The sequence below is a fragment of the Chryseobacterium sp. IT-36CA2 genome (assembly GCF_949767875.1).
Classification (GTDB): domain Bacteria; phylum Bacteroidota; class Bacteroidia; order Flavobacteriales; family Weeksellaceae; genus Chryseobacterium.
In genome coordinates this window covers 37,933-53,686 of record NZ_CATKPG010000026.1, presented here as the reverse complement: position 1 = coordinate 53,686, position 15,754 = coordinate 37,933, and the positions used below count along the sequence as shown (strand labels likewise).

At 36.9% G+C, this 15,754-nt stretch carries 14 protein-coding genes; 12 read left to right on the top strand and 2 right to left on the bottom strand.

Annotation, left to right across the window (positions count from 1 at the left end):
- Positions 1–5: 5 nt before the first annotated feature.
- The 8 genes from pcaF (at position 6) to ACM6F9_RS21720 (ending at position 7,526) form a co-directional block, all read left to right on the top strand.
- Complete coding sequence (pcaF, locus tag ACM6F9_RS21755; protein WP_414847594.1) at positions 6–1,211, top strand: 3-oxoadipyl-CoA thiolase; 1,206 nt, start codon at positions 6–8, stop codon at positions 1,209–1,211.
- Positions 1,212–1,307: 96 nt separating this feature from the next.
- Entirely contained in the window at positions 1,308–1,901 is a 594-nt protein-coding gene (locus tag ACM6F9_RS21750; RefSeq protein WP_414847593.1) for a transferase hexapeptide repeat family protein, read from the top strand.
- A gap of 18 nt (positions 1,902–1,919) precedes the next feature.
- Positions 1,920–2,747 (top strand): alpha/beta hydrolase, encoded by an 828-nt coding sequence (locus ACM6F9_RS21745; RefSeq protein ID WP_414847592.1) that lies wholly within the window; start codon positions 1,920–1,922, stop codon positions 2,745–2,747.
- Between the two features lie 14 nt (positions 2,748–2,761).
- The gene (locus tag ACM6F9_RS21740) at positions 2,762–3,034 is read left to right on the top strand and encodes a hypothetical protein (RefSeq protein ID WP_414847591.1); all 273 of its coding nucleotides are present in this window, start codon (positions 2,762–2,764) and stop codon (positions 3,032–3,034) included.
- Between the two features lie 8 nt (positions 3,035–3,042).
- Complete coding sequence (gene paaZ / locus ACM6F9_RS21735) at positions 3,043–5,538, top strand: phenylacetic acid degradation bifunctional protein PaaZ (RefSeq protein WP_414847590.1); 2,496 nt, start codon at positions 3,043–3,045, stop codon at positions 5,536–5,538.
- Between the two features lie 219 nt (positions 5,539–5,757).
- A complete protein-coding gene (locus ACM6F9_RS21730; RefSeq protein ID WP_156121380.1) occupies positions 5,758–5,919 on the top strand; it encodes a bacteriocin-like protein in 162 nt (53 codons plus the stop codon).
- Positions 5,920–6,066: 147 nt separating this feature from the next.
- Positions 6,067–6,837 carry a DUF4241 domain-containing protein gene (locus ACM6F9_RS21725; RefSeq protein ID WP_414847589.1) on the top strand — a complete coding sequence of 257 codons (771 nt, stop codon included), beginning with the start codon at positions 6,067–6,069 and terminating at the stop codon, positions 6,835–6,837.
- A 2-nt stretch (positions 6,838–6,839) separates the two neighbouring features.
- Positions 6,840–7,526: an SMUG2 DNA glycosylase family protein gene (locus tag ACM6F9_RS21720; protein ID WP_414847588.1), complete on the top strand. Its 687-nt coding sequence runs from the start codon at positions 6,840–6,842 to the stop codon at positions 7,524–7,526.
- 85 nt (positions 7,527–7,611) lie between these two features.
- Here ACM6F9_RS21720 and ACM6F9_RS21715 read toward each other — a convergent pair whose 3' ends face one another.
- Positions 7,612–8,433 (bottom strand): T9SS type A sorting domain-containing protein, encoded by an 822-nt coding sequence (locus ACM6F9_RS21715; RefSeq protein ID WP_414847587.1) that lies wholly within the window; start codon positions 8,431–8,433, stop codon positions 7,612–7,614.
- A 34-nt stretch (positions 8,434–8,467) separates the two neighbouring features.
- Positions 8,468–9,019, bottom strand: coding sequence for a phage tail protein (locus ACM6F9_RS21710; protein WP_414847586.1), 552 nt, complete (start codon positions 9,017–9,019; stop codon positions 8,468–8,470).
- Positions 9,020–9,278: 259 nt separating this feature from the next.
- Between ACM6F9_RS21710 and ACM6F9_RS21705 the strand changes: the two genes are divergently transcribed.
- The 4 genes from ACM6F9_RS21705 to ACM6F9_RS21690 all read left to right on the top strand — a co-directional run bounded on the left by ACM6F9_RS21705 (position 9,279) and on the right by ACM6F9_RS21690 (position 15,727).
- A complete protein-coding gene (locus tag ACM6F9_RS21705) occupies positions 9,279–10,043 on the top strand; it encodes an enoyl-CoA hydratase/isomerase family protein (protein WP_414847585.1) in 765 nt (254 codons plus the stop codon).
- A gap of 429 nt (positions 10,044–10,472) precedes the next feature.
- Complete coding sequence (locus ACM6F9_RS21700) at positions 10,473–13,424, top strand: SusC/RagA family TonB-linked outer membrane protein (RefSeq protein ID WP_414847584.1); 2,952 nt, start codon at positions 10,473–10,475, stop codon at positions 13,422–13,424.
- An 11-nt stretch (positions 13,425–13,435) separates the two neighbouring features.
- Positions 13,436–14,938, top strand: a complete 1,503-nt coding sequence (locus tag ACM6F9_RS21695) for a RagB/SusD family nutrient uptake outer membrane protein (protein WP_414847583.1) — start codon at positions 13,436–13,438, stop codon at positions 14,936–14,938.
- Between the two features lie 171 nt (positions 14,939–15,109).
- Complete coding sequence (locus ACM6F9_RS21690) at positions 15,110–15,727, top strand: hypothetical protein (protein ID WP_414847582.1); 618 nt, start codon at positions 15,110–15,112, stop codon at positions 15,725–15,727.
- Positions 15,728–15,754: the final 27 nt, after the last annotated feature.

Genomic DNA, 15,754 nt, shown 5'->3' with positions numbered 1-15,754 from the left:
TATTTATGAACAACGTATACATCATAGACTATGTTAGAACTCCCATCTCAAAACTGCAGGGAGGGTTATCAGAAGTAAGAGCCGATGATCTGGCTGCTATTGTTATTAAGGAAGTAGTAGCAAGAAATCCTGAAGTTCCTGTGGAAGAAATTGAAGACGTTATTTTTGGATGTGCCAATCAGGCAGGAGAAGATAACAGAAACGTTGCTAGAATGGGACTTTTATTAGCAGGTCTTCCTTACAAAATTGGAGGTGAGACGGTCAACAGGCTGTGTGCTTCAGGAATGTCTGCTGTAGCCAATGCATTCCGCTCCATTGCAGCAGGGGAAGGAGAGATTTATATTGCAGGAGGAGTAGAGCACATGACACGTTCTCCTTATGTAGTGTCAAAGCCAAGCGCAGCTTTCGGTAGAGACAGCCAGATGTTTGATACTACTTTCGGATGGCGTTTCATCAACCCAAAAATGAAAGAAATGTATGGGGTTGACGGAATGGGAGAAACTGCAGAAAATTTAGCAGATATCCACCAGATCAATAGAGAAGATCAGGATAAATTTGCCCTTTGGTCTCAGCAGAAAGCTACAAAAGCTCAGGAGAGCGGAAGATTGGCAGAAGAAATTGTAAAAGTTGAAATTCCTCAGAGAAAAGGAGATCCAATCGTTTTTGAAAAAGATGAATTCATTAAACCTACTTCTTCAATGGAAGGATTGGCAAAACTTCGTCCGGCTTTCAGAAAAGAGGGAACAGTAACTGCAGGAAACGCTTCAGGAATGAATGACGGAGCAGCTGCTTTGATTTTAGCAAGCGAAGAAGCCGTTAAAAAATATGGTTTAAAACCAAAAGCAAAAATCCTGGGATCTTCCGTAGCAGGTGTAGAGCCAAGAATCATGGGGATTGGGCCTGTAGAAGCAGCTCAAAAGCTATTGAAAAGATTAAACCTTTCTCTGGAAGATATGGATATCATCGAATTAAATGAAGCATTTGCAGCGCAGGCACTGGCTGTAACCAGAAGCTTAGGTTTAAAAGATGACGACTCAAGAATCAATCCGAACGGAGGTGCTATCGCTATTGGCCATCCACTGGGAGTTTCCGGAGCGAGAATTGTAGGTTCTGCTGCAATAGAACTTCAAAAGCAGGATAAAAAATATGCATTGTGTACCCTTTGTATCGGTGTCGGACAGGGATATGCAATGGTTATCGAAAAAGTATAATTAATTTGAAAGTGAGTTAATTTGAGAATTTGAAAATGTTTAAAAGACATTATTAATTTTCAAATTAACTCATTCTCAGATTTTCAAATTAAAAAAATGAATATCTACTCATACCACGGGATTCGTCCCATTATAAAACGAACTGCTTACATTCATCCGCAGGCAGTTATTATCGGGAACGTAGAAATAGGTGAAGAAGTCTATATTGGTCCCAATGCAGTAATTCGTGGCGACTGGGGGAAAATTATTATTAAAGATGGAGCCAATGTACAGGAAAACTGTACCCTTCACGTCTTCCCGAATATAGAAACGATTCTGGAAGAATCAGCACACATCGGACATGGCGCAATTATTCATTCTGGACACATTGGAAAAAACTGTCTGATCGGAATGAACTCTGTGGTAATGGACAAAGCCTATATCGGCGATGAAAGTATTGTCGGAGCATTAGCTTTTGTACCAGCCAATTTCAGATGTGAACCAAGAAAACTGGTTGTAGGAAGCCCTGCAAAAGTGATCCGTGATGTTTCTGACGAAATGATTCACTGGAAAACAGAAGGAACAAAACTATATCAGGAACTGGCAAGAGAAGGAAAAGAAGCCATCCTGCCTTGTGAACCTTTTACAGAATATGTTCAGCAGATCCCAACCAAAATTGTGGATTACAGCATCTGGGATGATATAAAATAATGACCATTACAATTAAATATGATTAAAAAAATTGCACTTGCATGCAGCATAATGTTGGCGGTAGGTTGTACACTAACAGCACAGACTGTTGCTACAAAACCGCTTACAATAGGAGAAGTGAGGACGATAAAGTCCAAAACATTAAATGAAGACAGAACGCTGAATATTTATCTTCCACAGGGATATGATAAAACAAAATCATACCCGGTGATCTATTTATTAGATGGAAGTATGAATGAAGATTTTATTCACGTCACAGGATTAGTACAATTCTTTAATCAAATGTATTCCATGCCGGAAACCATTGTAGTGGGAGTTGCTAATGTAGACAGAAAAAGAGATTTTACTTTTCATACGGATTTAAAAGACTTGCAGAAAGACTATCCTACCACAGGACATTCTGATAAGTTTATAGCATTCCTTGAAAAAGAATTAAAACCTTATGTGGAAAGCCAGTTTAAAACTACGGACAAATACCTTTTTGGTCAGTCTTTGGGAGGCCTTTTGGCAACAGAAATCCTTCTGAAGAAGCCAGAAATGTTCAATAATTATTTTATCATCAGTCCAAGTTTGTGGTGGGATGATGAAAGTCTTCTCAACCAGGCAGGAGTATTACTTTCAAAATCACCGGATACTAAAAAGTTCGTCTATGTTTCTGTAGGAAAAGGAGAACATCCGGTAATGGTAAAAGATGCTGAAGCATTCTACGACGTTTTGAAAAAAGCAGGAAAGAAAAACTGGACATTAGAATATAAAATGATGGAAACAGACAATCACGCAACCATTCTTCACAGAAGTTTATATGAAGGACTAGTGAAAATGTTTCCCTATCAGGAACCGAAATAAATTAGTTTCAGTTAATGAACATTCTGAAAAAATACTGGATCGTAATATTTATTTTTATAATTAGTATGAATGCCCTAGGGCTTTATCTGGTAAAAGAATCAATAGGAATTTCAGATGCTTTGGAACATGTTGAATCAGATGAGGTAATTGCTAAGCTAGAGCATAAAGATTATTTCTATAATTTATTTGTTGAAATTGTAATCATTTTAGATGGCTGGCTGGCGCTTTTTATCCCTTATTTGATTATTAGAAACTTTATCAAAAAGATTAATCTAAGCAAAAAGTAAAAAACTATATGGAAAAGTTAAAAAACTATATCTACGGACAATGGGTAGAAGGTACTGGAAACGGAGTTCCTTTGTACAACGCCGTTACAGGAGAACAGGTAGCTGTTTCCGATACAGAAGGGCTTAATTTTGAACAGGCTCTTGACTACGGAAGAACCGTAGGATATAAAAACCTTTCTTCAATGACTTTCTACGACCGTGGGGAAATGCTGAAAAAAGTAGCACTTTACCTGTTGGAAAGAAAGAAAAAATACTATGATCTATCATACAAAACAGGAGCTACCCACGTAGATTCTTGGGTGGATATTGAAGGAGGTTTCGGGACTTTCTTTACTTATTCCGGATTGGCAAAAAGAATGCTTCCTAATACTTCATTTTGGGTAGATGGAGACACTCAGAAAATTTCTGCAAACGGAACTTTCTTAGGAACCCATATCTTAACACCTAGTGAAGGTGTTTCTGTGCAGATCAATGCTTATAACTTTCCGGTATGGGGAATGTTGGAAAAACTATCCACTTCCTTATTAGCGGGTGTTCCTTCCATTGTAAAGCCATCTCCTTTCGGATCTTACCTTACCAATGCGGTATTTCAGGATATGATTGAAAGTGGAGTATTGCCTGAAGGAGCCGTTCAGTTAGTCTGCGGAGAACCTGGGAATATTTTAGATTATGTACAGGACGGAGACTCTGTTTTATTCACAGGTTCAGCCCATACAGGAAGAAAATTAAAATCACTTCCTTCTGTTGCTGGAAATGCAGTTCGTTTCAATATGGAAGCAGATTCCCTGAACTGTTCTATCCTTGGATTGGAAGCAAAACCGGGCACTCCGGAATTCGATTTATTCATCAAAGAAGTTCGTAACGAAATGACGACAAAAGCAGGACAAAAGTGTACGGCGATCAGAAGAATTATCGTTCCTGAGCATTTAATTGGTGACGTTCAGAATGCTTTGTCTAAAGCATTGGATCAAACAAAAATCGGAAACCCTTTAAGCAGAGAAACCAAAATGGGATCTTTAGTAGGAAGACAGCAGTATGAAGAAGTTCTGAGAAAAGTAAACATTTTAAAATCAGAAACAGAACTTGTTTATGACGGAAAACACGAGCTTGTAGATGCCAACTATGAAAATGGAGCATTTATGAGTCCGAAATTATTCCTGAACGACAAGCCTTTCGAAAAAAATATCTCTCACGATGTAGAAGCTTTTGGGCCGGTATCTACATTAATGCCATATAAAGATGCTGAAGAAGCAGCTGCTCTGGCAAAAAGAGGAAAAGGAAGTTTGGTAGGATCTATCATTTCTCACGACGAGAATTTTATCGCAGAAACTTCATGGAAAATGGCTTCCCAGCACGGAAGAATCTTTGTACTGAACAGAGATAACGCCAAGGAAAGCACAGGTCACGGTTCACCACTTCCTACATTGATGCACGGAGGTCCTGGTAGAGCTGGGGGCGGAGAAGAAATGGGCGGATTAAGCGGTCTTCATTTCTTCTTACAGAAAACAGCAATCCAGGGGTCGCCAGACGTATTGAAAGCGATTACCAAGATCTATCAGCAGGGAGCAGAGAAAAAATTCTCAGACAAACATCCTTTCCAGAAATATTTTGAGGAAGTAGAAGTAGGAGACTCTTTAGAAACTGCTGGAAGAACGGTTACTGATGCGGATATCGTTAACTTTTCCAATGTTTCATGGGATCATTTCTATGCTCATACAGATGCTACAAGTTTATCGGGGACCATCTTTGATAAAACTGTAGCTCACGGATATTTCATTCTTTCAGCAGCAGCAGGATTATTTGTTTCAGGGAAAAAAGGACCTGTTATTGCCAATTACGGATTGGAAGAATGTAGTTTCTTCAAACCAGTATATGCCGGAGATACTATCACAGTGTATTTAACCGCAAAAGAAAAAATCAACAGAGGAGTAAAAGGAAGAAATATTCCTTCTGGTGTTGTAAAATGGCTGGTAGAAGTAGTGAATCAAAGAGATGAGGTCGTTTGCGTGGCAACAATTTTAACATTGGTGGCAAAACAATCTCCTTTCATTGATCTGAGTGTGAAAAACGTTCAGAAAATAGTAAATGGATTAACGGAAAGTACACCTGCACTTTGGGGGAAAATGTCTCCACAGCAAATGATTGAACACTTAGAGAAGGCAGTTCTGGTAAGCTTCGGAGAACCTGAAGCAGAAAAATGCTTTACTCCGGAAGAAAATCTTGAAAAATGGCAGGATTCTCTTTACAACCACAGAGCTATGCCAAAAGAATTTACAGCACCGTTCCTTCCGCAGGATGGTTCACTTCCTGAACTTACCCACAAAAATCTGGAAGCAGCAAAATTGTCATTCATAGATAACGTAAAGAAATTTGTGATCTATTACAAAGAAAATCCACAGGCAGAACATATGAATTATGTTTTTGGAAAACTGAATAAAGAAATGTGGGAACTGATGCACAAAAAGCATTTCACGCACCATTTCCAACAGTTTGGATTGATTTAATTCATGAAAATATAAGTTTAAAATCCCTTTCAGTAATTGAAAGGGATTTTTTTATGGACGATTATCCTTGTCGGGGTTCTAAACCTTGATAAGGATGTTGATTCAGTGTAATGTGTTTTATTTCAGTTAGTTATTTTGTTTTTAATTGAAAATGACTAACTTTAATAGGCGAAATCCGAAAAGCATATAGAGTAGGAGAGAACATCAAAACAAACCACTATGAAAAACTTAAAAAAACTTTCAAGACATGAGTTGAGATCTCTTAAAGGTTCCGGACCAAATTGGTCTTGTGCCCTTAATCCTTGTCCTCCCGGAAGCTGTTGTCTTCCTGGAAGATGGCCAGACATTGCAAGAGCATGTTATATATGTGCCGATTCTTAGATTTTTTTAATTTAAAACAATACATAAAGCTGCAATTCGCAAGGAATTGCAGCTTTATTTTTATAATCTTTTGTTAAAAACCCTTTCCTGCTTGATGTCCTTAGATTTATTCATTATTTTCAAACTTAAAATCAATTCAAAAAAATAATGAACGAAAACTGGATGCAAAAATGGGAAGAAGTGAAAAATATTCTGGTTTGTCCTACAGATCTCGAAACATATTTTACTTCTGATGAAATTCTGGGACAGAAAATGGAGACGATGGAAATCGGAAATGTTTCTCTTCCTTCAGGAAAAGTAGTCGTAAGAGATCCGTTGGTTTCTCTAAATGCGAATCAATCGCCATATTTTATTCAGGCTCCAAAAGGAAATTTTCCTGTGACGATTGCTGTGGCAAAATCTGAAGACTGGGGAGATAGATATGCTGTTGTAAAAGTTGAATTTACCAAAGAAAAACCTGTTATTTACAGAGAAGCATTAGTCGGGATTGAAGAATTGGAAGGAGTAACTGAAGATGATTTTTTTGGTTTTGAGGTGGATGCAGGTTTAGGTTGTATTGCGGATAAAGAAGTCCTTCCTTTTGTAGATCAATTTGTTGATGAAATAAATGTCGACAATCTTTATGATGATTATTTTGCTGACCTTTTCTCACAAAGCTATAAAGACAACCCGAATAATCAGAGGGAAGCAGGAGACTGGATCAATTGGACGGTTCCAAATACCAATTATCAGATTCCGATGTTCGCTAGCGGCTTTGGTGATGGTAGCTATCCTGTTTATTTTGCTTACGATGCCAATGGCGAAATATGTGGTTTATACATTGAGTTTATTGATCTCGAATTGGCTTTAAGTGAAGAGGATGAAGATGAGGATATTGACGACGATCAACCTGAAAATTTTATTTTTTCTAAAAACTAAATATGAGTAAAAATTTTGCTGATAAAGTTGTTCAATTCAATAAAAATCTAACCTATTTGGGAGAACTTCCTGAGGGGTTTCAGGTATTGAATCCGTATTTAGATAATCCGGAAACGATGACCGTCATGCAAAAGTTTTATCATCAATACTATAATGATTCTGTTAAAAGAAAATTCATCATTGGTATCAATCCAAGCCGCCATGGAGCAGGAGTAACCGGAGTTCCTTTTACCGATACAAAAAGATTGGAAAGTTTCTGCGGAATCAAAATGGAATCTGCCCACACCCATGAAATTTCTTCAGTTTTTATGTATGATATGATTGAAGAATATGGTGGCGCTGATCTTTTCTACAAAGATATTTATATCAATTCTCCATTTCCGCTGGCTATTGTAAGAAAGACAAAAAACGGATGGCTTAATGCTAATTATTATGATGACAAAAAGCTATTCGAATCGGTAAAGGATTTTATGATTGAATCTCTGAAGAAACATATAAGTCTTAATCTCGATACATCAGAAGTTTTCGTTCTTGGTAAAAAGAATGCTGATTTTATTTCAAAATTAAATACAGAAGCAAAACTGTTTGATAGAATGACTGTTCTGGAGCATCCAAGATATATTCAGCAATATAAATCAAAGGAAAAACAACTTTATATAGATAAATATATTCTTGCACTAAAGAAATGACGAAATCCCTTCTTGGAAAGGGATTTGTCATTCATGAATTAGAATCTTTATAGAGAATGTGGAACTTATGCGAAATTTTGTAAAATTAGTTTTTAATTACCTTGGTAGATTCTGTTGCTGTTTTGATAATATACACTCCTTTTGGAAACTCTGAAATATTGATCTCATTATTTCCCTTTTGAGTTTGTATTGTTTTCAGCGTTTTGCCATCCAAACTGTAGATCTTAGCTTCACTTGCTTTTTCAGTAGTGATAGAAATAGGTCCGTTGGTCGGGTTAGGATAAACTGTCAGGTCTTTCTTAATGCTTTTAGTTTCCGAAGTACCCAATACCAGATTGGTGTCTTTTACCCATGTGAAAGCATCGAGAGCTACATATCTGAATGATCCTCCTACAGTAAGTTGCAGTTCGTCAATAACGATATTGGAGTAATTTTGACCATTTAAGTTAGTGAGATCAAGAAGTGTGTATCCGTTCGTGGTTCCTAAACTTGTTGCAAAACCAGTTGTTTTTGTTTGGGTGAATTTGGTTACTCCACTTAGTTTTCCGGTTACAGTCAGCGTTCCACTTACATTAAGATCCAGATTCAATGCTGAAAGATACATCCAGAATCTGTTTACTTTAAACAAATTTGAAGTAGTTTTAATACTGAATGATGGTGGAGATTGAGAATCATTAGAATTGTCAATATATCTATTGTCATTTGCTGTTCCGTTCCAACCGGTTCCTGGGAAATTTCCTTGAATGTCAAAAACACTCACATGTGAAATGATATTGAAAATGACCCCATTATCGGTGAAGCTGGTACTTCCGTTCGATTCCGTTTCAAATTGCTCTGTACTCGTCTGCCCGAATGAAAAAATTGAAATGAGCAGACTACAAATTGTTAAAAAAGTAGTGCTTTTCATGATTTTTGTTTTAAATGTTAGGTTATTATTGAGATTAACTTCTTGGAGGATAAACACCCTCAACACATATAATATAATTTAAGCCAAGGTAAGGAGGCATATTATTGACTGGTATATTTTGCCCTACATATACGATACTTTGACCATTAATTGCTGTGTCAGGATTAGCATTGTTTACATAGCTTGTAACAGCATTGAAATCTCTTCCTACCTGGTTACCTGTAATGGCGATAGATGTTGTAGCGCTGGGAGTTGATGAATTGGCATTTTTGTTAGCAACTTTCAGCTGAAATCCACTTCCTAGACTTGGCATATTAGATGCTAAAAGAGTATTTTGTGTAGTACCTGCCACTACTCCTAAAGGATAAAATTCGTTGGCATTTACATTTCCGGCTCCTAAAGCCATACGTCCTTTTAAGTTAGGTAAAGCGAACGTTGTAATGCCGTCTCCACCGTAAGTGGTTCCTAAAATAGAGAACAAAGCTGAATTTCTTGAAATAGCTATTAAGCTTCCGTCACAAAACATCCAGCCTCTAGGTGCAAAATTTCCTGCAAATAATTTTACGATTCCAATGTACTCGTCCATGATAATAAGTTTTTTTAGTTGTAAATTCTCTTACTCTCTTATAGGCTTTTCAGATACCACCTTTTGGTTATTAATTCTTAGACCAAAGGAACGATTAAAAGGAATCAGGTGCTAGAGTAGAAAATACCAAATTGAAGACTCCGTATTTCTACGTAAAGGGAATCTTTTAAAAGGTGCATTTATAATGGAATTTATCGTTTTTAAGTTTCTCAGAAAGAGTGGTATTTCGTATTTTTGTAAGAATCCAATAAAAATAATAATGAGCGAATTTGTAGCATCAGAAATTAAAAATAATATTGCCGAGATCACTTTCGGAACACCCAAAAGCAACTCCCTTCCAGGAGCAATTTTAGAAAAACTGGCAGAAACGATCCTTCAGGAAGGGGCAAAAGAAGAAGTGAAAGCTATTTTGGTTAAAAGTGCAGGAGAGAAAGCATTCTGTGCAGGAGCAAGCTTTGATGAGCTTTTGGCAATTGAAGAACTGGAAGCTTCCACACAATTTTTTGGTGGTTTTGCCAAAGTGTTAAATGCCATGAGAAACTGTGGGAAAATTGTAATAGTAAGAGTTCAGGGAAAAACAACAGGAGGTGGAGTAGGAATTGCCTGCGGAGCAGACTATTGTTTTGCAACAAAAGACTCTGCTTTAGCACTTACGGAAATCAATCTTGGAATAGGACCTTTTGTAATCGGCCCTTATGTGGAAAGAAAAATCGGGAAATCTCAATTCTCAGCAATGGCTATTGATGCAGACTTCAGATCTGCCGAATGGGCGGAGCAGCATAATGTTTACCACTCCGTTTCAGAGAATATTCAGGAGATGGATGAAAAATTGGAGAAATTTTTACAAACTTTAGCGTCAAGAAGCAGTGATGCTTTAGCATTAATTAAAAAGGTTTCATGGGAAGGTACAGATCATTTCAATGAATTAATGCCTGCAAGAATCCATATGAGTGCAAGTCTTATCCTTGAAGACTCTGCAAAGAAAAATATTGAATCTATTAAAGAAAGGTTGAGAGTAAAATAATTTTCCTTTTAACTGGTAAAATAATAACGGTTTTTAATCCACATATACACCGGAGAAACAGAAAAGTTTCTTCGGTTTTTTATGTCTTATAATATTTAAATCACTTATTTCATAGAATCATTTTTGAAATTTTATAATCTCTGTTGTTGAATTGATTTATTTTGATGTTTTTGTTTTTGATTGTGTGTTTTTATTAATTAAAAAGTGTTTTTAGCTTTAAATTAACATTGATTTAACTGTATTTAGATTATTTTGTTCTTTTTAAAAATCTGCGTTAACTAAATTTTAACATATTTTTTTAATAAATATATAAATATTGATTAAAAATTTAAATCAATTGAATTTAATTAATTTAAATTGAATTTTATTTACATTTTTAACAGTTTTTATTGCATATATTTGCTGAACTACTGTTAAAATATGTTAAATATGAAAATGAAATTATTAAGCACAGCCGTGCTGTTCTTTGTGGGTGCGCATCTGGTGGAGGCCCAAAAGACAAAACGAGACACCATACCACAGGATACTAAGATTGATGAAATCGTTGTAGTAGCTTACGGGAGCCAGAAAAGAGAAACGATGGTAGGCTCTAATACCGAAGTAAAAGCCAAACAATTTGCAGACAGACCAATAACGAGTATCGGACAGGCTTTAGATGGAGCCAGTGCCGGAGTTAAAGTAAGTACCGGTACAGGACAGCCGGGAAGTTCACCAAGCATCCAAATCCGTGGGATCGGTTCTTATGGTATTACAACAAATCCTTTATACGTGGTGGATGGTACTATTTATACAGGTTCTCTTGCTGCCATCAACCCTAATGATATCGCATCATTCAATATCCTGAAAGATGCAGCTTCCACCTCTTTGTATGGTTCTGCTGCAGCTAACGGAGTTGTTTTGATTACTACAAAATCAGGAAGAAAAGGAGGGAAAGATCTCATTAATTTTAGTATGAGTACCGGAGCAATTGGAAGATCAATTCCGGAATATAATAGAGTGAATGTTCACCAATATTATCCGCTTATCTGGGAGTCAATAAGAAATGGCAGAATGACTTCTGTGCCTGGTACAACGATCGCTGATGCGAATGCTTATGCTACAGCGCAGCTGATTTCAGGAGTTTTGAAAACCAATGTTTTTAATGTTCCCGATAATCAGTTAGTTGTCAATGGAGTTTTAAACCCGGATGCAAAACTTAAATATACAGATTTAGACTGGCAAAAACCCTTGATGAATACCGGATTCAGACAGAATTACGAGTTGAATTACAGTGGGGGAAGTAATACGACAACCTATTTTTCTTCAGTAGGATATACCAATGAAACAGGATATCTTATCAAATCAGACTTTGAAAGATTTACAGCAAGATTAAAAGTAGATTCTCAAGTAAAAAGCTGGTTGAAATTAGGAACAAGCATCAGTGGAGTATCTTCTAACGGAAACAATTCCGTAGAAGGGGTGGATAATAATTCTGCTTATATCAATCCATACAGATGGACAAGAACGATGGGGCCTATTTACAGTCCTTATGCTCATGATCCTAATACATTTGCTACCCTTTATGACAATGCAGGAAATGTTGTGTATGATGCAGGAAGCGCCAGAGGAGCAGATGCAGCAGCGGGAAGAAATGTAATTCAGGAAACGCTTTTAAATAAAGATCTTTCTAAAAACTATTATATCATTTCCAGAGCATATGCTGAAATTAAAGTAGATCCTTATCTTACTCTATCTACCAACGTTGGGTATGATATCAGAAATAATAGAAGAAGTACCTACGGAAACAAAATTATTGGAGATGCAGCTCCGCTAGGTTCAGCAGAAAAATATAGTTTTACTGAACAAACATTCACCTGGAACCAGCTCTTAAACTACAAAAGAAAATTTGGAGAGCATAATTTTGAATTCCTTTTAGGACATGAAAACTACAAATTCATGTATGAATATCTGTACGGATATAAAAAAGGACAGATCGTAGATGATAATGATGAATTAATCAACTTTGTAACACCTGCAACACTTACTTCCCGTACAGACAATTACAGAAAAGAAGGAGTATTTTCAAGGTTAAATTATGATTATAAATCGAAATATTTGCTTTCAGGATCTATCCGCTGGGATGGCTCATCCAGATTTGCCAAAGATGTAAGATGGGATTCGTTCTGGTCTATAGGTGCAGGATGGAGGCTTAAAGGAGAAGAATTCTTAAGCAATTCTAATCTTATCAGTGAATTAAAAATCAGGGGTTCATATGGTGAAGTAGGGAATGACAGAACAGACAGTTATTATATGTATAAAAGTACTTATACGTTAGGTTATAATAATGCTCAGGAGCCTGGGATCTTATTTGGATTTTTGGCTGATCCTTCCATCACCTGGGAGGCTAATAAGCAAACTGATTTAGGGATTGATTTTGGATTTTTAAATAACAGAATTACAGGTTCCGTAGAATATTATAAAAGAGTTACGGAAGATCTGATCTTCCCGGTTCCTCTTCCTGTTTCTGCCGGAGTTCCTGATAATACGATCAGTAGAAACGTGGGAACAATGTATAACCGTGGATTCGAATTCAGCATTAATGCGGACATTATTAAAAACCAAAACTTCACCTGGAATATTAATGCGAATGCATCCACACTTAAAAATCAGGTTACAGAACTTTCAAACGGGATAACAGAGATTATCAATGGAACGAAAAAAGTTTCCGTAGGACATTCAATATATGATTACTGGTTAAGACAATGGTATGGAGTAGATCCGACTGATGGTTCTCCTTTATTCCTTGTAGCTGATACATATGCTAATACAACAGCTGCTGATATCAGAACCGTTAACGGCCAAAAAGTAACAACCAATTTCAATAAAGCGAAATATGACTATTCCGGAACAGCAATTCCTGATTTATTCGGAAGTTTCGGAACAACAATTACTTATAAACAATGGTCTCTATCTGCAATGTTTACCTATCAGTTAGGAGGAAAGACGTATGATTCTAACTATGCAGCATTGATGTCCAGTTACTCACAAGGAGGGGCTTTAAGTACAGATATTCTGGACAGATGGACAACTCCTGGTCAGATTACTGATATTCCTGCATTGAACTCCTCAACATATACAAGTTCAAATGCGGGTAATTCATCAAGATGGCTGGTGAGCTCAGATTTTATTACATTCAGACAGGCTACCTTAAGCTATAGTTTCAGTCCTGAAACTTTATCTCAGCTTGGAGTATCCGGATTAAGGATTCTTGTTTCCGGTGAAAATCTATGGAGCAAAACAGCTAGAAAAGGATTGGAACCAGCGCAGGCGTTCAATGGTACTGCATCAAATAGATACACTCCGGCAAGAGTGGTAACAATAGGATTTAATGTATCTTTTTAAATAATTAAATAATGAAAAATATCGCAAAACAATATATAAAATGGGCTGTTGTTCTTTCAGTCCTTACGGGAATGGCTTCATGTCAGAGTGATTATCTGGAGACAGATCCTACTACTGCAGCTTCTGAAGAAGCGGCTTATTCAAGTTCTGCTAACCTTATGGCTATTGTCAATGGGATGCATAGAGATATGTATTACAGGCAAAGCGATCAAGGGCAGAATGGTCAGGGCGGAATTATGATTATAATGGATGCTTTGGCAGATGACCTTGTTTTTCCATCTACAGGAAATGGCTGGTATGTCTCAGCTGTAAGATGGCAGGATCAGGTAAATGATAATGCTTCCAATGATCTTTATCCTTATCAGTTCTATTATGCATTAATCCGAAATGCAAATCTTGTTATCGCTAACGGGCCTTCAGTTCCTGCACCTACTGCAGCAGACGCAACAACCATTAAAACAGCAATTGGTGAAGCATATGCATTCAGAGCTTTCTGCTATTACATGTTGGTTCAGATCTATGGTAAGCGATATGTTCCGGGAGCAAACAATACTCAACTTGGTGTTCCGATCAGATTGGTAGCCAATGAAATTCCTTTGGCAAGAAATACGGTAGAAGAAGTGTATACTCAGATCGGAAAAGATCTTGATGAAGCGTCAACCAGGCTTACAGGAATTACCAGAGCGACAAAATCCCATTTTAATGACAAAGTTGTTTTAGGATTAAAAGCTAGAATTGCATTGACACAAGGGAATTATGCTGCTGCAGTAACCGCTGCTCAATCAGCCCGTGTAGGATTTGCTCTTATGGATAATGCAACTTATACTGCCGGCTTTAATAACCTGGCAGGAGTAGGTGAGTGGATGTGGGGTGCCACTATTATAGCAGATCAGGGAGATTCATTCTCAAACTTTGGTGCTTATATGTCCAGAAACTTTAACTCTACCAATATTCGTCAGGCTCCAAAAGCAATTAACAGCAAATTATTTTTATCATTCCCATCTACGGATATTAGAACGAAGAATTTTGATCCAACAGGAGCGCATACAGCTCTTGCTTTACCTTCAACCTATTCTAAATTCCCATATACAAGCCAGAAATTCCTTGCGGCAAGCCAAGGAGACAGTAGGGTAGATGTTCCTTATATGAGATCTGCAGAGATGTATCTTATTGAAGCCGAAGCTTTGGCCAGATCAGGAGATGAATCTGGTTCAAAAGCAGTATTCAATGTATTTGCCAAAAACAGAAATCCGTCTTATGCAGGGGCTACTACAACAGGAGCAGCTTATATCACAGAAATTCTTAACAGCAGAAGGCTGGAATTCTGGGGTGAAGGTTTCAGATTTTTAGATCTTAAGAGATTAAATCAAGGACTGGACAGAACGGGAGCTAATCATTCTTCCGTAGTGACCAATAACGTGATGACAGTTGCTAATACAGACCTACGTTGGGAATTCCTTATCCCAAGAACTGAGATCAATGCTAATCCATTGATTGTTCAGAATCCTTTATAACACGTACAGATTTTAATATATGCTTGAGAACCCGGCAACTGCTGGGTTCTCTTTTTTATTTTAATAGGTAAATAAGTGATGAGGTTTTCAACAAAAAATATTTAGAAAATTTAAAATAAAAAATTGGTAGATTGAAAATAAATTATAACTTTGTAATTCAAAGTTCTTTTTATGGATTCAAAAAACTATCACGAAGACCTATCCCATATCCGTTCTATGATGGAACGGTCTTCCAGATTCATTTCTTTAAGTGGACTATCCGGAGTTGTTGCAGGTTTGACCGCAATTATTGGTGCTGTATATGTGTATTTTGTTTTTCAGAGGGAAGGAATCAGTTATTTGGATGGAGACAGAAATATTCTGGGACCAGCTCTGGTTAAAGAACTTGTTGTAATTGGAGCAGTTATTTTAGTGGTTGCTATTCTTAGTGGCTATATTTTTACAGCCAATAAAAGCAAAAAGAAAGGTTTGAAGATCTGGGATGCTACAACAAAGCGACTTTTGATTACCTTTGCAGTGCCTTTAATAGCAGGAGGAGTCTTCTGCCTTGCACTTCTTTATCATCATCTTTTTGTTTTCATTGCTCCGGCTACTCTTATTTTTTACGGATTGGCTCTCGTAGCTGCAGAACGCTATACATTAACGGATGTAAAGTATTTAGGATATCTTGAAATTGTTTTGGGGCTTATTTCTTTATTCTTTTTAGGATGGGGATTACTGTTTTGGGCTATTGGTTTCGGAGTTTTACATATTGTGTATGGATTGATCATGCATAAGAAGTATAAATAATAGAGGTAGGATATGATTTTGCTATTG